17 protein-coding genes, 1 tRNA gene and 1 pseudogene are annotated in these 20,304 nt (G+C 46.4%); 10 read left to right on the top strand and 9 right to left on the bottom strand.

Annotation, left to right across the window (positions count from 1 at the left end):
• Positions 1 to 7: 7 nt before the first annotated feature.
• On the bottom strand, positions 8 to 1,195 hold the full coding sequence (locus HRU69_09120; GenBank protein ID QOI98876.1) for an IS256 family transposase: 1,188 nt from the start codon (positions 1,193 to 1,195) through the stop codon (positions 8 to 10).
• A 272-nt stretch (positions 1,196 to 1,467) separates the two neighbouring features.
• Here HRU69_09120 and HRU69_09115 point away from each other — a divergent pair, with 272 nt between their 5' ends.
• The 5 genes from HRU69_09115 to HRU69_09095 are packed head-to-tail and all read left to right on the top strand — an operon-like array spanning position 1,468 to position 5,331.
• Positions 1,468 to 2,157, top strand: coding sequence for a hypothetical protein (locus HRU69_09115; GenBank protein ID QOI97640.1), 690 nt, complete (start codon positions 1,468 to 1,470; stop codon positions 2,155 to 2,157).
• A complete protein-coding gene (locus tag HRU69_09110) occupies positions 2,154 to 3,203 on the top strand; it encodes a hypothetical protein (protein QOI97639.1) in 1,050 nt (349 codons plus the stop codon). The genes HRU69_09115 and HRU69_09110 overlap by 4 nt, the downstream gene beginning before the upstream one ends.
• Positions 3,178 to 3,693: a hypothetical protein gene (locus HRU69_09105; protein QOI97638.1), complete on the top strand. Its 516-nt coding sequence runs from the start codon at positions 3,178 to 3,180 to the stop codon at positions 3,691 to 3,693. Before HRU69_09110 ends, HRU69_09105 begins: the two co-directional genes overlap by 26 nt.
• A gap of 11 nt (positions 3,694 to 3,704) precedes the next feature.
• Positions 3,705 to 4,178 (top strand): DUF1772 domain-containing protein, encoded by a 474-nt coding sequence (locus HRU69_09100; protein ID QOI97637.1) that lies wholly within the window; start codon positions 3,705 to 3,707, stop codon positions 4,176 to 4,178.
• Between the two features lie 49 nt (positions 4,179 to 4,227).
• Entirely contained in the window at positions 4,228 to 5,331 is a 1,104-nt protein-coding gene (locus HRU69_09095; protein QOI97636.1) for a hypothetical protein, read from the top strand.
• 8 nt (positions 5,332 to 5,339) lie between these two features.
• Here the strand turns inward: HRU69_09095 and HRU69_09090 are convergent, their stop codons facing one another.
• Positions 5,340 to 7,493: a S46 family peptidase gene (locus HRU69_09090; protein QOI97635.1), complete on the bottom strand. Its 2,154-nt coding sequence runs from the start codon at positions 7,491 to 7,493 to the stop codon at positions 5,340 to 5,342.
• Positions 7,494 to 7,576: 83 nt separating this feature from the next.
• Positions 7,577 to 8,926, bottom strand: a complete 1,350-nt coding sequence (locus HRU69_09085; GenBank protein ID QOI97634.1) for a neutral/alkaline non-lysosomal ceramidase N-terminal domain-containing protein — start codon at positions 8,924 to 8,926, stop codon at positions 7,577 to 7,579.
• Positions 8,927 to 9,021: 95 nt separating this feature from the next.
• Between HRU69_09085 and HRU69_09080 the strand changes: the two are divergent.
• Together HRU69_09080 and HRU69_09075 are read left to right on the top strand one after the other, a co-directional pair.
• A pseudogene (locus HRU69_09080) lies at positions 9,022 to 10,397 on the top strand (Gfo/Idh/MocA family oxidoreductase).
• A gap of 95 nt (positions 10,398 to 10,492) precedes the next feature.
• Positions 10,493 to 12,151 carry a M20/M25/M40 family metallo-hydrolase gene (locus tag HRU69_09075; protein ID QOI97633.1) on the top strand — a complete coding sequence of 553 codons (1,659 nt, stop codon included), beginning with the start codon at positions 10,493 to 10,495 and terminating at the stop codon, positions 12,149 to 12,151.
• A gap of 51 nt (positions 12,152 to 12,202) precedes the next feature.
• On the opposite strand, the gene HRU69_09070 is transcribed toward HRU69_09075, so the two are convergent.
• The 6 genes from HRU69_09070 to HRU69_09045 all read right to left on the bottom strand — a co-directional run bounded on the left by HRU69_09070 (position 12,203) and on the right by HRU69_09045 (position 16,229).
• Positions 12,203 to 12,682, bottom strand: coding sequence for a peptidylprolyl isomerase (locus HRU69_09070; GenBank protein ID QOI97632.1), 480 nt, complete (start codon positions 12,680 to 12,682; stop codon positions 12,203 to 12,205).
• Between the two features lie 59 nt (positions 12,683 to 12,741).
• Positions 12,742 to 14,157, bottom strand: a complete 1,416-nt coding sequence (locus HRU69_09065; protein ID QOI97631.1) for an MBL fold metallo-hydrolase — start codon at positions 14,155 to 14,157, stop codon at positions 12,742 to 12,744.
• 205 nt (positions 14,158 to 14,362) lie between these two features.
• On the bottom strand, positions 14,363 to 14,983 hold the full coding sequence (locus HRU69_09060; GenBank protein QOI97630.1) for a Crp/Fnr family transcriptional regulator: 621 nt from the start codon (positions 14,981 to 14,983) through the stop codon (positions 14,363 to 14,365).
• 24 nt (positions 14,984 to 15,007) lie between these two features.
• Positions 15,008 to 15,091: transfer RNA gene (locus tag HRU69_09055), tRNA-Leu, on the bottom strand.
• A 57-nt stretch (positions 15,092 to 15,148) separates the two neighbouring features.
• Entirely contained in the window at positions 15,149 to 15,445 is a 297-nt protein-coding gene (locus HRU69_09050) for an antibiotic biosynthesis monooxygenase (protein ID QOI97629.1), read from the bottom strand.
• A 13-nt stretch (positions 15,446 to 15,458) separates the two neighbouring features.
• A complete protein-coding gene (locus HRU69_09045) occupies positions 15,459 to 16,229 on the bottom strand; it encodes an SAM-dependent chlorinase/fluorinase (protein ID QOI97628.1) in 771 nt (256 codons plus the stop codon).
• Positions 16,230 to 16,313: 84 nt separating this feature from the next.
• Between HRU69_09045 and HRU69_09040 the strand changes: the two genes are divergently transcribed.
• The 3 genes from HRU69_09040 (at position 16,314) to HRU69_09030 (ending at position 20,250) form a co-directional block, all read left to right on the top strand.
• On the top strand, positions 16,314 to 17,270 hold the full coding sequence (locus HRU69_09040; GenBank protein QOI97627.1) for a PhoH family protein: 957 nt from the start codon (positions 16,314 to 16,316) through the stop codon (positions 17,268 to 17,270).
• A gap of 137 nt (positions 17,271 to 17,407) precedes the next feature.
• Positions 17,408 to 19,480 carry a ComEC family competence protein gene (locus tag HRU69_09035; protein QOI97626.1) on the top strand — a complete coding sequence of 691 codons (2,073 nt, stop codon included), beginning with the start codon at positions 17,408 to 17,410 and terminating at the stop codon, positions 19,478 to 19,480.
• Complete coding sequence (locus tag HRU69_09030) at positions 19,477 to 20,250, top strand: enoyl-CoA hydratase/isomerase family protein (protein QOI97625.1); 774 nt, start codon at positions 19,477 to 19,479, stop codon at positions 20,248 to 20,250. Before HRU69_09035 ends, HRU69_09030 begins: the two co-directional genes overlap by 4 nt.
• Positions 20,251 to 20,304: the final 54 nt, after the last annotated feature.

Here is a 20,304-nt window from a genome sequence, read left to right as displayed (position 1 = left end):
AAAGGTTTTATATTTTGCATCTGCCTTCGAAGATAGTTAAAAATTGATTTACGATTAGTGGCCAGTTTCTCACGGGCAAGGTCCATTTTTTGGTGATCTCCCGTAAAGCCAGGTACACCGCTTTCACCACCGCCTGGTCGTCAGGGAACGAAAGTTTGTTGTTGGTATACTTGCGGATTTTTCCGTTGAGATTTTCGATAATGTTCGTGGTATAGATCAGCGTTCGGATTTCGATCGGATAATCGAAGAAGTGCGTGAGGTTATCCCAATTCGTTTTCCACGACTTGATAGCATGCGGATATTTTTTGCCCCATGTTACTTCAAGCTGCTCTAAGGCTTGAGCAGCCAGCTCTTTGTTTGGTGCTCCGTAAACAGTCTTCAAATCGGCTACAAATTGTTTCTTGTCTTTCCAGACAACGTAGCGAAGCGCATTTCTGATCTGATGAACTACACAAATCTGGGTTACCGATTGGGTAAACACGCTGGTGATTGCATCGGTGAAGCCCTTCAGATTATCGGTGCTGGTGATGAGAATATCTTCCACGCCACGGCTTTTTAAATCAGTAAGTACACTTATCCAGAATGAAGCACTTTCGCTTTCACCCAGCCACATGCCCAATACTTCCTTAAACCCCTGAGCATTAAGGCCTACGGCCAGGTAAATGGTTTTGTTGATCACCTTCCCATTCTGCCGGACTTTGAATACGATCCCATCCATCCACACCACAAAGTACACCGATGAAAGAGGCCTGCTTTGCCACTCCGTTACCAACGTATGTACCCGCGAGGTAACGTTGGAAATAGTGGCATCCGAAACATTCACACCATAGATTTCCCGGATTTGTATTTCAATGTCGCGTACGCTCATACCCCGGGCATATAAGGAGATGATAATTTCTTCGATGCCTTCTACGAACCGGCTGCGCTTGGGAACCAGGACGGGCTCAAACGTGCTGTTCCGATCCCGAGGTACTTCTATCTGTAGTTCACCTCGCGTGGTCTTGATGGTCTTACGGGTTTTTCCGTTCCGTGAGTTCCCGGAGTTAATCCCTTCTGGTGAATGTTTGGCATAGCCCAAATGGCCATCGAGTTCACCTTCCAGCATTTGCTCCATGCCCTTTTTGAAAAGTTCATCGATAAAGCTGTTGAGGTCTTTCGAATTCTTAAATTGCTTGAGAAACTCAGGGGTGAGCATCTCTTTGAGTAGTGGGTGTTGTTCTTGATTTTCCATGGTAACTGTGTTTAAAGTTAAGTCTTTAAATGCAACCGATTCGGCTGAAAGTGGTACATTCCACATCCCCTTTCAGCAAGGCCGAATCGGGCCTTTACACAGTTGCTTAGTCGTTACCTTTAATTCTGGAAGCTTACAAAGCCAAACGTATTGACGGACATAGTGCATTGCACGGTCAAAAATCAGGCAGGTTTGTTCACGTTGGCCCTTTAGACGTTCCTGTTACACAAAGCCGATTGGTTGATATTTTTGAAGAGTGTCGCAAAAATCTTTATACGCAGGTTGATGTTTTGGGCTTTGAGTTTGAAATGGGCTTAACGCCCCAGTTCATTCAGGAACTGAAAGAAAAAGGCGTTTCCATTACATTGAAATACATACCCAAAGATGTGTTTGACAAACGAGCGGTTGAGAAAGGTCAAGTAAAATTCTTTGATGTGGCCTATTTGAACACCAAAGAAAAAATCAACGGCAAGTCTATCACAATTGAACTTACCGACTTTGTGACCCACTACACACAAGACGACATCGAAGAACTGCAACAGTCAATGAGAGCAGGAAGCAAAGTGGTGATTGAAGACGGACAGATAATTAAAGTAGAAAAAGACAAAAACGGAATCATCACCAAAACCATTCTCACCAAAGACTGGCACGACTGGATTGACTATTGGGCAATTGACTTCAACTACGAAGACAAAAAGGAAATCATCAAAATCAAAAACGAATCAGGCGAAACCGAAGAAAAATGGACTGGCAACTACCTGTTTGAAAACGAGTGGCAGAGTTTCCGCACCAAGAAAAATCCAACTCTAGAATTTACGAGTATTGCCTACGAATACAAGAAAGCAGGTAAATACAAAGTGATGGTGAAAGTGGTTGACATTTTAGGAATTGATACAAGCAAAATTATTGAAGTGCATATTAAATGAGAAAGGAAGCAAAACACCTGTATCAAAAAGCCATTGACTCATTAACATTGAGCATTGAGCTTTTTAATCGTCCGAACGATTGCGGACGAATACACGGTGTTTTGATTTTTATGGACCATTCATTTGAAATGTTGCTCAAAGCAAGCATCATTCACAAGGGCGGTAAAATCAAAGAAAAAGGTGCTAAAGAAACTATTGGCTTTGGTGCTTGTGTGCGGAAGGGATTTAGCGACAATACAATCAAGTTTTTATCTGACACGGATGTTTTGACATTGCAGACCATTAACGGATTGAGAGATGCAGCTCAACATTACACACTTGAAATGTCGGAGCAGTATTTGTATTTCCAAGCCCAAGCGGGTTTGACACTTTTCAGAGATATAGCCAAAAAAGTATTCAATATTGACTTAAAGACCCAATTGCCTGTAAGGGTTTTACCTCTTTCCACCACTCCACCAATGGACATTCAAGCTTTTTTCAGCACAGAAGTTCAGGAAATAAAAAAGCTACTTGCACCAAAGAGCAGAAAGAAACTGGAAGCCACAGAAAAGTTGAGAGCATTAGCGATAATGGAAAATGCTATTCAAGGAAATGAATCACAGCCATCAGACACAGAACTAAAAGCATTAGCCAAACGACTTTCAAAAGCTACCAATTGGGGACAGCTTTTTCCAAGCGTTTCAACCTTGTCATTTACTCAAAACGGTTATGGCCCTTCATTGGACTTGAGAATTACTAAATCAGAAGGCGTTCCCGTGACAGTTGTTCCCGAAGGAACACCGGGAGCAGGTGTGGTTGCTATAAAAAGAGTGAACGAATTAGACTTTTACAATCTTGGAAGAGACCAATTAGCTAAAAAATTGGGCTTGACTGGCCCAAAAACGACAGCAGCCATAAAACATTTTGGAATCAAAGAAGACCCTGAATGTTTCAAGCATCTAAAAGTAGGTAACGTTCCATTTGACAGGTATTCACAAAAGGCAATAGAGAAAATAAAAGAAGGACTAAAAACAAAAACGATTGAAGAAATTTGGAATGAAAGATAATTGCCATCGCACAGGTGTAAGCACATTTGCAAGCCGCACAAGCCCCAGCACAGACCAAAGCTTGCAAAAGAGCTTCCACCTTTCCCACGCTGGACAGAATTTCAAAATTTTTTTCCCACAAAATGAAAAATTAAAACACCCGACACACAGCCTGACAATGGTCGCAAACTCAACAAAGACAATGGTTTATAGACTCAGTGGACAAGAACGCCCGCACACAACAGGCGTTTGGCGGCAATGGCGGGTGACGTGGTTAATTGAACATTCTACCTCGCATCAACTTTTGTGGTGTATTGACAGTTTTGTGCTCCGAAATCCGCCACTGCGCCAAGCGCCAAAACGTTACCAGCAATTCTTAACGTTTTCAACTTGGAAACATGCCCAATCCAGGCACACCGCTTTAGATAAAATGTTTGGAAACACTAACAGAAGAATATTTTTCGGCCTGAACACAGGTGCTTGGAAAATTGCAGAATCAACTAAACTTTAAGTCACTTACAAATGACAGTATTTATACGTTTTGTTAATCTAATTTTAGCGGCTCTTCTTGCCGGCACAAGTTTTGGAATCTGGATAGGACTTAATCCCAGAAGTTACTCGCCCGCTACTTACCTTGAGCAACAACACCTGCTGGTTAAATCATTAAATACGCTTATGGTTTCGCTTGTACTGGCTGCAACCATCGTAACTATAATCTCGGCAGTTCTTCATAGAAAAAACAAGACTGGTTTTATTATGCTGCTTATCGCAGCCGCATTTTTTGCATCCTGTATTTTCATTTCAAGGTTTGGCAACCTCCCTATTCAAACTGAAATGATGAACTGGACAGTGGAGACACTACCGGACAACTGGACGTTGCTTCGGGACAAATGGTGGACACTACACATTTTGAGGACAGCGGCAGAATTAATTGCACTTACCCTTGTAGCATTAACAACAAGTATAACTGCCTTAAAACCATTGAATGAAAATTAAAAACGTGTTCATTGGCAGATTCGGTACCTAATTGTACCTTAGCTATTCCATGAAACCCATAACCCGTATACTGCTCATTTCTTTATTAGCCACATCCTGCTCGGACGATGAAACTACTTCGGGTTTTGCCGAGCTTAACGGTGAACCGTTTATGGCCTCATCGGTTGCAGCCGTCATCAGCGGCAACAGCCTGTATATTGAGCTGGTTTCGGGTTCATCATATTTGCGCTTTTGGGTACCCCGGTTAAAAAACGGTGAATCACCGGTTAACAACACACGGATAGGTAGCATCTGCGAACCCTCCTTAGCCGAAAACACGGGTGTGTTCGCTGAATACATCGATGAGTCAGGCAATGTTCATTTCAGCGTATCGGGCAGCTTGTCGTTATCAATTACAGCCGGCCTGGTCTCAGGAAGTTTTTCATTTTATGCCGAAAGCATGGATGATTCGGAGGTAACAGTAACAAAAGGAAGTTTCCAATCACCAATAAGCAAACCATCCGGCTGCCTGCTTACCGAAAGCGGCAGGTTAAATGAAGATGATGCCCGCACTGTTTATTACGCCTACAACCAGCACGGCAACCTGGTAGGGCTTTCACGAACAATTGGCGGAGAGCTCATCAATCACTATATATCGTACGTGAACAACAAACCGGTAGCCCTTGCAAGCCGTGGTGGCTGGTGCAGTAAACTCACCTTGCTAACGTATGCCGGTGACCGTGTTGCGGCAACGGCCAACACCGGTGAGTACACCTTTGAATACAATAACCAATTGCTTGAACGCTACACCTATTTTTGGGACCAAACCACCACGCTGGTGTATGATGAAAATAATAATCTGGTGGGAAGTACGCTGGAAGCTCCCTTCGGAACAACATCGGCCAGTTTTGGTAATTACGATGATCACCCTAATCCGGCCACATTAATGGTGCAGGCTCTCCAACAGCAACAGGCGCTGCTGGTTCTGCTGACCACCAATTTTTATTTCATCCCGAACACCGGCAGCACAAACAATCCGCGGCAATCAGGCACAGTCATTACCGTTGAATATGAATACAGCCGTGCCGGTTACCCCACAAAAATGGTGTTTAAAAACTCAGGCGGTGTGCAAATCGGTGCGCCAATCTTCTTTACCTATACAGGTTGCCGGTAAACAGGGGCTTATTTAAGCACCAATTCACTGATGATGTTTTTGGCTCCGCCCAGTTTATCGATGCACCAGAGCACATAGCGGATGTCCACACAAATGGTGCGGTTCATGTCTTTATCAAAGGCAATTTTATGGCTCAGCGCTTCGTAGTTGCCGTCAAACGCCAGGCCGATAAGTTCGCCATTGCCGTTGAGCACCGGTGAGCCGGAGTTACCGCCTGTAATGTCGTTGGTGGTGATGAAACATACCACCAGGTCGTTATACTTTGGATCTTTGTAAATACCAAAGTCCTTTTTCTTAGCGGCCTCAATCAGGTTTTTCGGTAAATCGAATTCATAGTCGCCCGGTTTGTATTTTTCAAGCACCCCGCTCATGGTGCACACGTAATCGTAAAACACGGCATCACGCGGCCGGTACGATTTCACCGCACCGTAGCTCATGCGCATGGTAAAGTTGGCATCGGAGTACGATACCTTGCCGGGATTCATGGTCATCACTCCTTTCAGGTACACACGGCCCAGGTCGTTGAGGCGGTTGTTAAACTCAGTGGAATATTTTCCAAACCGCTCGTTATAGTTTTTCAGGAAGGTGCTTACATACCGGTAAGCCGGATCGTTTTGCAGGCTGGATGAATCGGGTTTAGCCACGAAGGCATTCCAGCGGGCATCATCAAAAATCATGGTTTTGGCAAATACATCAGCAGCGAATTTCTTAAAGGTACTGTCGTCCGAAAGATCGCCATACATGGAGCGGATGGTGTTGAAATACGCTTCCGGGTGCTGGGCTCGATCAATATCCGCATAAAACATCCGGCAGGTGGCGGCCAGTATGTTCTGATCGGATGCTTTGTTTTCATTTTCCAAAAATGTTTGCCGGCTTCGCTTCAACGTTTCCGCAATCCGGGTCAGTTCATCGGCATTTACTGTTTTACGTGTAAGCGCGCGTTCCAGCGCCTGCAACGAGGCGGCATAGGCTGCCAGTGGTGAACCGAGGATGCCTTCGCTCATATAAATGCGGTGTTTCGCATACGGCTGCCAGTCGGCATAGGCTTTTTCGTACTGTGCAAAAACCTGTTCATACTCCGGCTTGCCTTTGGCCCATTGAATGAATTTTTCTTCATCTGCTTTTTTCTTACCGTACACATCATACTTGAGCAACTGTTTGGCTTCGCCATCGTAAAACTTCCAGTAGTTGGCAATGCCGGCATACGATGAAGCGAGTTGCAGCCGTACGGCCTGATCTTTTTTCATCTCATCGAACATGAGCCTCAGCCGCACATCGCGCAGGTTAACGATGGCCGGGTTTTCGATTTCGGTTTTCAGTTTAACACCAAACGAAGTTTCGTAGCGGTTGGTACTGCCGGGGTAGCCGTAAATCATGGCGAAGTCGCCCTCTTTAATTCCTTTGGTCGACACGTTAAGAAAATATTTTGGCTGCAACGGCACATTATCGGCCGAATACGCGGCCGGTTTTCCGTCTTTGCCGGCATACACGCGGAACACGGCAAAGTCGCCCGTGTGGCGGGGCCACTCCCAGTTGTCGGTATCACCGCCAAACTTGCCGATGCTTTCGGGCGGAGTACCCACCAGGCGGATGTCGCGGTAGCGTTCATACACAAAAAGCAAAAACTGATTGCCTTTGTAAAAGGGTACCACGCGCGCTTCATAGCCGGTTCCTTCGGTGGTTTTTTTCACAATCTCCTGCGATACGGATTGCAGTTTTGCATTCCACTCGCTGCCCGAAAGTCCTTTCAATGCTTCTTCTACCGGTTTCGTAACATCTTCAATGCGAACCAGAAATTGCACCGTTAGTGAAGGTGCGGGTATTTCCTCGGCCTTCGACCTGGCCCAGAAGCCATCGCGCAGGTAATTTTTTTCTACCGTGCTGGCAGCAGCTATTGCGCTGTAACCGCAATGGTGGTTTGTAAAAATCAAGCCTTCGTGGCTTACAATCTCGCCCGTACATCCGCCACCAAAAATGATGATGGCATCTTTTAAACTCGACTTGTTTATGCTGTAGAGTTGTTCTTTACTCAGTTTAAGCCCTTTCTTCACCATGTCGGTATACACCTGGTCGCCCAGCAGGTACAACAGCCACATGCCCTCATCGGCACGGGCAACGGTAAACAGAAAAACAAAAAGCAGCGGGAGAATTTTTCGTTTCATGGTGCTTGTATTAAAGGGTAATAAAGTTAACGGTTAGTTGGGAAGATTCAAGAGTTCAAAGTTCAAAGTTCAAAGTTCAAAGTTCAGGGTTCAAAGTTTGAGATTATTCTCTTTAAACAATCCTGTATGTACGAACCGTTACCGGGTCCATACCAGTTCATGGTTTGGGTTTCGTAGGCATCCAAATCATAATACTCATCAGGTGTAATGTAACCGATATAGCCGCCATTAAAACTGGTGACGAATGCATGTAGCTTATGCGGCACGGCTGCATGATAAATCTGAGGCGTAAGCATTCCGGAAAAATCGCACGGTGTTCCGAACATCACCACCTCGCCAATCTTTAACATGGTGAGATTAACTTCGTGTTCACCCATAAGCCGTGAACTAAGCCACGGCCGTACCCGCCAGTTCGGCAACACTTTTATCTGCCGGTTACCCAGTTTAAGAGGAATGTGTAACAACCGGACTTCTGTTACGCTTACCGGTTTTACGGATACCTGCTGAACAGCCTCGGTCAAAAGGCTTCCCATCATTTGGATTTTCGAATCACCGCTCGCCTCCCGTATTGGCGCATGGCTGCCTACAGCACCGGCCATGAACATGGCAAAGGTGTACCCGCTGGCTTCAAGTTGATCAACCAACTCGCCCGGGTAATCGCGGGAGAGGCGCAAATCTTTTGATGACAGGCATGTGGCATGGGCAGAAAAAGAGGTGAGTATGCCTTTCGTTCCATCATTACGGGTAAATTCCAATATGTGCAGCAGCGAATCAACAGGTCCGTTACTGATGAGGCGATTGGTAACCGCATTGGGTACTGCAACAACTCCGTAGTTGAATTTACCCGGCTTCAGATCAGCAGCAGCATTGTGCATGCTTCGGATAACTTGCTGTGCCAGCGAACTCACTAAGTCAGCCTTGTAATCGCCCGCATATATTTCGCCTACCACACTATCATCCCACTGGCCAATGCTGTTATGCGTGTGCGTTGCCCCAAGAAAAACCTGATCAATAGAGTAGCCTGAAGCAGGGAGTTGTTCCTTCAGTTGTCCATACAGCAAGGGCGGTACAATAAGCATATCGAGGCTCACTATAAAGCACATCTCCCCTTCCTTGTCAATTGCCATTGTGCGCACAAACACCGAATCGCGGATAGCTGAAAACGGTTTTCCTTTTCGTTTAACATAACCGGCCGTAGCAGTTGGGTAAGCCGGGGTAATGGATGCCTTTCCAAAACCAACACGTAGTGCAGTAGTATCTGTTTCTTCAGGTCTTGTTACTGCGCTGTCAATCCGGCTCATCATTTCATTATAAAAGAATTGGTCAACCGGTAAGGTTCGTTCAACAGGAGCTATTGAAACAGCCAAAAAAAGGATGATTACAGTTAACAGCCCCAGTATTACTCTTACGCTAACCCGAAAAACTTTATGCATAGCGCGGCAATTTAACAGGAATAGCTCCCCGATAACATAGATAAATGAGTAACTTCATCACAAATTATAAAATACAGCCTCAACCATTCCGAACTATGGGTAATAACTGGTCAAGACGAAAACTGCTCAAAACATTTGGCTTAACCGCAGGCAGTTTAGCCACCTTTTCTGTATCCGCCTGGGCAAAAAATGAAAGCGGTGAGCCCATCATTCTACCGGATGAACGGTACACGGTAAACCTGGCTAAACCCGTTACGGCAATAACCTGCGGTGCCGGGGCGCGTGGAAACGTGTATGGCAACTATGCCATTCAATATCCCGAACACTTAAAAATAATTGGCGTGGCCGAGCCGGTACCTTTACGTAATGAGCGCTATGCGGCCAAACATGGAATTGAAAACGCCAACCGCTTTACTACCTGGGAACATGTTTTTCAGCGACCCAAATTTGCCGATGCGATTATCATTACCACTCCGGATGATTTGCATTATGGCCCTTGCATGGAAGCTTTGAAGATGGGTATGACGTGCTGCTAGAAAAACCCATCTCGCCCAGCGAAAAAGAATGCCGCGATATTCTTGCTTTGGCGAAGAAAACCGGACGGATAGTAGCCGTTTGCCATGTGCTGCGCTACGCACCCTACTTTATTCAACTGCGCGAACTTATTCAAAGCGGAGCCATCGGTGAGTTGGTTAGCATACAACACCTGGAACCCATCGGTTACGACCACATGGCGCACTCCTATGTACGCGGCAACTGGCACAACAGCAAAAAAACTACACCAATAATCCTGGCTAAGAGTTGTCATGATCTTGATATACTTAGGTGGATGGTGGGCAAGCCATCCAAATCCATCCAGGCGTTTGGCGATGTGAAGTGGTTCAGAAAAGAACATGCGCCACCCGGCAGCACGGCACGCTGCACCGATGGGTGTGCCATAGAAAGCACCTGCCCCTACTCGGCCATTGAGCACTACCAGCGCAGGCGTTCGCGGGTGTACACTCTTGATCTTCCGGATGACAAAACCAAATGGGATGAAGCAATCTTTGAACGATTAAAAACCACCAATTACGGCCGGTGCGTTTACCGGATGGAAAACAACCAGCCCGACCATTACATCGCCAACATTTTATTCGAAAACAACATTACCGCAAGTTTCAGCATGGAAGCCTTCACCTCATACGAAGGCAGGCGCACGCGCATAATGGGCAGCACGGGCGACATTGTGGGAGATATGAATTCTTTTGTGCTCACCGATTTCCGCACCGGGCAAAAAACCGAGTGGAAACAACCAACCGATGGGCACGGGGGTGGCGACTGGCGGCTGGTGGCCAACTGGATACAGGCAATTACTGAAAAGAATCCGGCCTTACTGTCATCCACGATTGATCAGTCTATCGAGAGCCATTTGATGGGGTTTGCGGCTGAGAAAAGCCGGCTGGAGAAGCGAGTAGCCGATATATCCCTGTAGGTTCCTGTTGAAACAATCATCCGAAGGTTGCCATAAATTACCCTTTACCATTCAAGGGAATTCGGTATCATTACCCTGCTAAAATTTTTATTACAATGAAACAATCAACTTTTCTGCTGCTCCTATTCCTTACTGTTTCCTGCTCCAACAAAAAGAAAGTATTTACCCGCGAAGACGGACTCACCTCTTTTAGCGTAAGCGGATTGGAGCAACATTTAAAAACCCTCGCCTCCGATGACTTTATGGGCCGCATGCCCTTTACCGAAGGCGAGAAAAAAACACTGGCTTACCTGGAAGACCAGCTTAAACAAATCGGTATTGAACCGGGTAATGGCATCAGTTACCTGCAAGAGGTACCCATGGTAAATATTACAACCACTGCGGCCCCAACCATGACCGTGAAATCGAAAAAAGGGGCAACTACCCTGGAGGGCTTAAAAGACTATGTTATCTGGACGGAGCGCACCGATGAGAAAATTGAACTCCGTGACGTTGACCTGGTGTTTGCCGGCTTCGGCATTGTAGCGCCCGAATACAACTGGAACGATTATGAAGGACTTGATGTAAAAGATAAAGTTGTACTGGTGATGGTGAACGTTCCGGGATTTGGTTCGGGTGACTCTACTCTGTTTAAAGGCAACACCATGACCTACTACGGCCGGTGGACCTACAAGTTTGAAGAAGCCGCACGGCAAGGCGCCAAAGGTGTTCTGATTATTCATGATGATGTTGCGGCCGGTTATGGCTTCTGGGTAGTTCAAAACAACTGGAACACCTCGCGCCTCTACCTCGACAGGCGCGCAGCCAATCCTTATTTCTGCAACATGGTAGGCTGGGTTACCAATCCGACAGCAAAAAAACTATTTGAAACTGCCGGAGTAGATTGGGCTGCTACAGTTTCAGCAGCCCGTAAGCCGGGTTTCAAAGCCGTGCCGATGAACCTGAAACTGTCCACTTCGCTTTCGGTAAAGGCAACCTTTGATACATCCTACAACGTGGTTGGGAAAATCACCGGGGCACAGCAACCCGGTGAATACATTATCTACTCCACGCACTGGGATCACCTGGGCATTGGCAAAGCCGATGAACGTGGAGACACCATCTATAACGGAGCGCTGGATAATGCGAGCGGCACGGCCGGCATGTTGGAGTTGGCTAAAGCATTTAAATCGGTTAAGAACAAGCCAAGCCGCAGCATTGTTTTTCTTTTTGTAACAGCCGAAGAACAGAACCTGCTTGGCTCGGCCCATTATGCCGCCAACCCCATTTACCCGGTTGAGAAAACAGTGGCGAACATTAATATTGACGGCATTAATCCTTACGGTAAAATGAACGACATTGTGGTAGTAGGCATCGGCCAATCTGATTTGGAAGATTACCTGAATGAAGAAGCGAAAGCCGTTGGGCGTTATACCTCACCGGAACCCAACCCGGTTGCAGGGTATTACTTCCGTTCCGATCATTTCAGTTTTGCCAAAGTGGGTGTGCCCGCACTTTATACCGGTACCGGTATCGATCATTTCGAAAAAGGATCTGAATACGGCAAGCAACTGCAGGATGAGTACGTAGCGAAATACTACCACAAACCATCGGATGAATACGATACTTCACGCTGGAACCTGGAAGGGGCCGTGGAGGATTTAAAACTTTTGTTCAATGTGGGCAAACGCCTGTCGCTTGAAAATACCTGGCCCCGCTGGAAGCCGGGTTCGGAGTTTAAGGCAATTCGGGAGAATCAATTGAAGGAACCATAGGTGCAACCAGAATAAAGGCCGGTATATCCGGCCTTCTCTTTTACAATCAAATCAATGATGATGACCACCGGGACCATGAACATGGCCGTGGGCAATTTCTTCAGCTGTTGCATTTCGAACATCCATTACTTCAACGGAGAAATTCAGTTCAACACCCGCCAGCGGATGGTTACCATCTACCGTTACTGACTCCAGCCCCACTTCGGTTACCGTAACCACCTGCGGACCACCGCCTGTCTCCGCTCTGAACTGCATGCCTTTGCGTACCTCCTGGCTGCCAAATGCGGAGCGGGGAACTTTCTGCAGCAGGCGTTCATCGCGCGCTCCATACCCTTTTTCAGGGCTTACTTTTATCTGAAACTTATCGCCCTTACTTTTTCCTTCAAGGCCTTCTTCCATACCGGGTATCAGGTTACCAACGCCTTGCATGTACACCAGCGGGCTACGGCCTTCGCTGCTGTCGAGTGTGTTGCCTGAGTTGTCCTTCAACGTATAATGAATGGAGACAACTTTGTGTTTTGCTATCTGCATATTTTGTTTATTGAGCGGCCAAGGTAGGTAAATTTTATGGAGTTATTGAATGGCCTGTATTAAACCTTAGCTGATGCGGGGCAGGTATTGTCCGTTTTAGGAATCCCCGCAACAACCATTGCTTTAAAGCCACCGGCAATATCCACCAGGTTATCCCAGCCGCGTGCCTTTAAGATGGAAGAAGCCGTCATTGAGCGATAGCCGCCAGCACAATGGATGTAAACCGTTTCACTTTTTGGCACTTCAGCAAGATGTTCATTCAGGTATTCCAAAGGAATATTTATTGATCCTACCATGTGTTCGGCATTGTATTCACCGGGCTTCCGCACATCAATTACTTTGATTGTGCTTGTTTTGGCTCGTTGGGCAAATTCTGTGGCCGGTATTGATTCAATGACGTCAACATCTTTTCCGGAATTTTTCCAGGCTTCCAATCCACCCTTCAAATAACCCAATGTATTATCGTAGCCTACACGGGCCAGCCGGGTAACTGCTTCAACCTCTCTTCCCGGCTCTGCAATAATCAGTATCGGATGATTAACTCCGGGTATCAGCGTTCCGGCCCAGGGGGCAAAGCTTCCGTCAAGACTGATGTTGATGGCGTTGGGTATAAATCCTTTTGCAAAAATTTGCTCATGCCGCGTATCCAGCATCAGTGCTCCGGTTTCGTTAGCGGCTACTTCAAACTCCTCGCATGTGAGCGCCCGGGAGCCTTTCTTCAGCACGCTATCAATAGTTTTATAACCCTCCTTATTCATCTTAACATTCTCCGGGAAATAAGCCGGAGGTGGCAGCAGGCCATCGGTAACTTCTTTAATAAAGTCTTCGCGTGTCATGTCGGCACGAAGGGCATAGTTTACCTTTTTCTGGTTGCCCAAGGTATCAACCGTTTCTTTCATCATATTTTTTCCGCAGGCTGAACCGGCCCCGTGAGCCGGGTAAACAATTACCTCATCAGCCAGCGGCATTATTTTGGTACGAAGCGAATCGAACAATAAACCGGCAAGTTGTTCCTGCGTCATGTTAGCGGCTTTCTGTGCCAGGTCGGGCCGCCCTACATCGCCCAGGAATAATGTATCGCCACTGAAAATGGCATAGTCCTTACCGTTTTCATCTTTCAGTAAATACGTGGTTGACTCCATGGTATGCCCAGGCGTGTGCAGCACCTTGATGGTAAGTTTACCAACTTTCAGCTCTTCGCCATCAGCGGCAATGTGTGCCTTAAAAGAAGGTTTGGCGGTAGGGCCATACACAATTGTAGCGTTGGTTTTGGTTGCCAGGTCAATATGCCCTGAAACAAAGTCGGCATGGAAATGTGTTTCGAGCACATACTTGATTTTCGCTCCGCTTTTTTCGGCTTTTTCAATATACGGGCTGGTTTCGCGTAACGGATCAACTATGACCGCTTCGCCCTCCGATTCGATATAATAGGCACCTTGTGCCAGGCAACCGGTGTAGATTTGTTCAACTTTCATAACGTAATTAGATTAATCAGGAAATCAAAATTGGTTAATCCGGTGCCTCATCAACCATGACATTTGTCACCAGAAGCCGAATTTTTTGGCTTTAAGGCTGTGTTTAAAAAATCAGGTGCTGTATTTTTCGGTAACAGGTTTAATGCTGAAAAATCCTATTCCTTAAAAAGGCTTAATTTATCCGGCTAGGCGCAGGCGCCTACGGTTACAGGTTGATGTTGGTAATCTCGTTACGCGAAACAACCACCCTTTTTTGATTTTCGAGTTTTTTCAGCAGGCGCGAAATTACTTCGCGGGAAGAATTCAGGTCATCTGCAATTTGCTGGTGGGTAATAGTGATGGATTTACCCAGTGTTTCAAACTGGCGTTTCAGGTAAAACTCCAGTTTTTCGTCCATAGAATGAAAAGCAATTTGATCAATAACCGTAAGGAGTTCTTCAAAACGCGAGCGGTACGTTTCCAGCACATAGTAGTACCAGTTGCGGTGGTCGCGCATCAGTGTATCCATGTGCTGCAGGGGGATTGCCAGTGCTTTAACATACGTTACAGCCTTGGCCTTAATGGCGCTTGCCTCGTTTTTTGTGGCACAGATCATAGAGAGTGCGCACGCATTGCCCGGCTCCAGGTAATAAAGAAAAAACTCCTCACCGTTTTCGCCCTCCCGGTAAAGCTTTACACGCCCTTCAAGAATAATGAGCGAATTTTTAAAGTACTGCCCGGGACGCATCAGCAATTCTCCTTCATTGAACTCCACCTCATTCCCGGTTTTTTCAATAAACTCAAGAAGGGATGAATCGAACTGCGGGAAGAGCTGCTGAACTTGCATGGCTTGCAACGCTAAGAGGATTTGTACCCGGGGCCGGAGTCGAACCGGCACAGTATTGCTACCATTGGTGTTTGAGACCAACGCGTCTACCAATTCCGCCACCCGGGCAGGCTTTGGGGCAGCAAATTTAATTGAAAAGTTGTGCCCGCCAAGTATTCAGTAAGGTTAAGCCACTTCGATATATTTTACGAGCGAAAATGCCTGCGACCGTTCGGCAAAAAGTGTTTTAACCCTTCCCCACACACCCGCAAACAACTCCGACTTACGGTAGGCTTCCAGGCTGGCTTCATCCACCCAATGGCTAAGTGTTGCAAATGTATTTTCATCCTCCGCATCCCTTAGCAATTCAAGATGGATGCAACCGGCAAAAGCACGTATAGCTTTTTTATTGGCGTTGAATATTTCAAGAAATTCATCAACACCCGCCTGGGTGAAGTGCATGCGTACAATCCGGATAATCATAACAAACGTTTAGTTATTCAAACGAAATAACAATGGTACTCCCATACTCCAGGCCCAGCAGTTCGGCCGCGTTTCCTTTGTATATACCTATTTCGAGTAAACCCAGGGAGTTGAACAGCAGGAAACACTCTCCTTCATCGGTTTGGTAGTATTGGGTGTGAATTTTCCGGAACCTTTCAGCCCCCACCTGTATAGTAAAAACCCTGTCCTTACTCAGCACCGTAAAGGCTTCTTTCGGAATGTTCGTGATAAGATTACCGAAATTATCAATATGGATAACACTCCCGGTAATTTGTTTCTTGGTTGCCTTTACCAGCCGGTCAATCATCTTTTTAAATACCGGCAAGGGTTTGCCGAGGCTGGCAATGGCCATACCACTGGCCAGTTTTGCCGCTGCCGGGGCGAAGATATCGCGTTCAGGAAAAGTTGTCTCAATGGAATTGATTGAATTCAGTTCCACCAGATACTGGTGCGATTTATCGCTTATCAGGCCAAACAATCCGTTATCGGCACCAACAAAAAAATGATCCTCCAGTTGTATTGCAATTGGTTTATCCTGCTCATTGGCCACCGCATCAACACCAACCAGATGAACGGTGCCCCTGGGAAAATCGCGGAAAACCGATCGCAGTACAAAAGCCGCATGGGCAATATCGAACGGAGGAAGCCGGTGGGTAATGTCTACAAGCCGGATACCGGGGTTGGTGCTGAGGATCCGGGCTTTAATGGCTGCCACGTAATGGTCGCTCTCGCCCGAATCGGTTAGCAGGGTAACAATGGCCATGTTGATGCTCCCGGTGTTCTTTTGTACTTTTGTGTCGCGGTAAAATTACGCATTTTTAACGCACCTAAATTTTACGGCTGTAGTTTGATAGAAAAAGTAATTACACTCGACAATATTTCCCTGATTGATTTTCTGGGGGTTGAAGACAGGACCATCACTTCGCTGGCCACGGCTTTTCCAAAAAGCAAAATTGTTTCCCGCGGCAACCAGATACTGATTAAAGGCAGCACATCCGAAGTAATCCAGATTGATGATATCCTGAATGCACTTATTCATCATTACCACAAATACGGCAGCATCCGTGAAGAGGACGTAAAAACGTATGTAAGCAACGAAAAAGCACTGGTAGCCGATACCGCACTGGAGGATGACCAGGTAATACTTTACGGAACAAAGGGAACTCCGATAAAACCCAAAACACCCAACCAGCAAAAGCTGGTTAAACTGGTAAAAGACAACGACCTGGTGTTTGCGCTCGGCCCTGCCGGAACCGGCAAGACCTACATCTCAGTTGCCTTTGCCGTTAAGGCGCTGAAGAACAAACAGGTTAAAAAGATTATCATCACCCGGCCTGCCGTTGAAGCAGGCGAAAACCTGGGCTTTTTACCGGGCGACCTGAAAGAAAAAATTGATCCGTACCTGCGGCCCATTTACGATGCCCTGCACGACATGATACCGTTTGAAAAACTACAGTATTACATGGAGCGCGAGATCATTGAAATTGCACCCCTCGCCTACATGCGCGGCCGCACGCTGAATAATGCGTTCATCCTGCTGGATGAAGCACAGAACACCACACCCATGCAAATGAAAATGTTCCTTACCCGCATGGGCCCCGATTCAAAAATGATTGTTACCGGTGACACCAGCCAGGTTGATTTACCCTCCAAACAAACCAGCGGGCTGAATGAAGCGGTAAGGCTGCTGCAGCAGATTAAGGGTATCGGCTTTATTGAACTTACCCAGCAGGATGTTATCCGTCACAAACTGGTGCGCGATATCATTGAAGCGTACGCAGCAGGAAGCAGTACCAGGGGTTAAATTCCTATCAAAAACAAAGTTAAATCCTATCATATTGACTGCCTTTAAGAAACTGTTCATTAAACAATATGAATTTGCAGTCGAAAACTACTTTTAGTAACTCTCCGATAAAATCAGATTTTTAGTAACTTTTACCCATGTTCCAGTGGGTTCCTGTTGCATTCGTCAGGATTGTTCTATTTTTTATCGCAGGTATCCTCATCGGCATTTATCAGCCCGGAATACTCAACGAGTTTATAGCCGGTATAATCCTCGTTGCACTTGTTGTTTCCTATTTTATACTTGTGCTATGGAGTAAAATAAATCCAGGCCCTGTTGGACTATTGGCTGTTCTCGTTGCCGGATACCTCAACCTGTTGGTACATACCCAGGCACGGCACCCGGATCATTTCATGCACACCGTTACACCTGTTGAATTTTATAAAGCAGAACTTGCTGAACCTGCCGAAGAAAAAGCCAGCTCATGGAAACAGGTTGCCCGGGTAAAAGCTGTTAGGTCGTCAACCGGTGAATGGACACCTGCCCGCGGAAACGTGCTGCTGTATTTTTCAAAAAACGATTTTGCCGAACCCTTCAGTTATGGCACCACCCTGCTGATTAACGGAGCACCGCAACCGTTAACACCTCCGGCCAATCCGGGTGAGTTCGATTACAAGCGATTTCTGGGCTTCCGTAACATTTATCATCAACATTTTATTCGCAATAACTCAGTCATGCTGCATGATACAACAGGCGGCAACGTGTTTTTCAAAGAAGTGTATGTCATCCGAAACAAAGCCCTTCAAATTATAAACACCTGTATCAATGGCACGCAACAGCAAGCCATTGCGGCAGCATTGATACTGGGCGTTAAAGATGGTTTAGATACTGACCTCACCCAGGCCTATGCCGCTTCGGGCGCCATGCATGTACTGGCTGTAAGCGGGCTGCACGTTGGCATTATTTACATGATAATTCTTTTTGTGCTTCAACCAACAAGCCGCAGCCGGCAGGGTAAGTGGGCGCTGGCGTTTGTAAGCATTGTACTTTTATGGGGCTACGCCTCGATAACCGGGTTTTCGCCTTCGGTACTGCGGGCAGTAACCATGTTTTCGTTTGTAGCGCTGGCCCGCCCCCTAAACTACCGCACCAATATTTACAACATCCTTGCGGTATCCGCCTTTGTTTTGTTACTGTTCAATCCCTACCTGGTCATGTCGGTTGGCTTTCAGCTTTCTTACCTGGCGGTTATCGGCATTGTATACCTTCAACCTGTTCTATACAGAGCCTGGATTCCAAAAAGTATTTTGTTAGACAAGGTATGGCAAATTACCTGTGTATCACTCGCTGCACAATTAGCCACCTTTGCGTTGGGGCTACTTTATTTTCACCAGTTTCCGGTTTACTTTCTGTTCTCCAACCTGTTTGTTATACCCGGTGCCACCCTTATTCTGATTACCGGTATAGCATTGCTGGCAATCAGCTGGATACCTGTTGCAGCTAAGGTTTTCGGAGTTGTTTTATCGGCACTCATTAAAACCCTGAACTTCCTGGTATTTACAACTGAACGATTACCTTTTAGTATTATTGAAAATGTTTACATCACCACGCTCCAGTGCTGGCTGCTTATTTTTATTGTTGTTTCAGGTATTTTGTTGCTTCAATACCGAAAGTTTCAATTTCTCATCACTGCAACCCTTTTTGCATTGCTTTTTGGAATTGCCCAATGGTATCATTACTACACGCTCATCAAACCGGCCAAACTGGTGGTGTACCATGTACCCGGTTTCAGCGCCATGGAATTAATCCAAAATGGCCGATCTGGATTTTACGGTGATCCTTCATTAATCAGCAATACTGAGCGTATGCGTTTCCACATCAGCCCGAACCGGCTTATAAGTGGTGTCTACCACACCGAAGTAAACGATTCGGCAAATGCCATACAACTTACACCCCATACGTTGGCAGTATTTTGGCAGAACAACGTGATAATTCGCTTACAAAAAAGTACTACCCTGCCGGAAAGTCTCCATGCCGATTACATCCTCATCAGCAATAATGCCATAAAGTCCGCAAGCGAAATTGCCCACATTCAGGCTAAAGCCGTCATTCTCGACAGCAGTAATTCACTTGCCCTTTGCAAACAGTTGCTGAATGAAGCAAAATCGCGTTCTTTACCATTCTATTCCGTAATGCATTCCGGTGCATTCGTTAACCAAGTAACACCATGAACACCCTGTTGTACTCAATTTCGAACCGCATTGCATCCATTACACTTAACCGTCCGGATAAACGGAACGCACTGAACAATGAAATAGTGAGTGAATTGACTGATGCGTTTAACCAGGCCGAACAGGATGATCGGGTTAATGTAATTATCCTGAAAGCCGCAGGCGAAGCCTTTTGTGCCGGGGCTGATCTGAGCTACCTGCAGCAACTTCAAAAAAATTCATTGGAAGAGAACCTGGCCGACTCAACTAACCTGAAAAATCTGTATCGTAAAATCTATACACTGTCAAAACCGGTTATCGCGCAGGTACAGGGCCATGCGTTGGCGGGCGGCTGCGGATTGGCCACCGTGTGCGATTTCTGTTTTAGCGTACCGGAAGCAAAATTCGGATACACCGAAGTGAAAATCGGATTTATACCGGCTGTTGTCATGGTGTTTCTCATCCGCAAAATCGGGGATGGTAAGGCCCGCCAGCTGCTCCTAAGCGGTGACGCCATAAGCGCAGATGAAGCGCTTGAAAAAGGACTGATTACCCGCATTGTTCAGCAAAGTGACCTGGAAAAGACCGTGCTCGATTTTGCCGGGCACCTGGTAACCACAAACTCAGCCACGAGTATGAAAATAACCAAGCAGATGATTGCCGAAGTGCAAAACCTGCCGTTGGATGCTGCACTGAACTATGCCGCCAACATGAATGCCCAGGCCCGTGCCACGGATGATTGCAAACGCGGCATTGCCGCCTTCCTGAACAAAGAAAAAATTCTGTGGTAACGCGTAATTTTGCGTTAAACAGTACATCAATCTTACCTGATTTACGTTTTTGAT

It is taken from the genome of Flammeovirgaceae bacterium, from assembly GCA_015180985.1.
In the GTDB taxonomy this organism is placed as follows: Bacteria; Bacteroidota; Bacteroidia; order Cytophagales; family Cyclobacteriaceae; genus UBA2336.
Note: the sequence above shows the minus strand (reverse complement) of the source record. Positions and strands in the feature narration are given on the sequence as shown.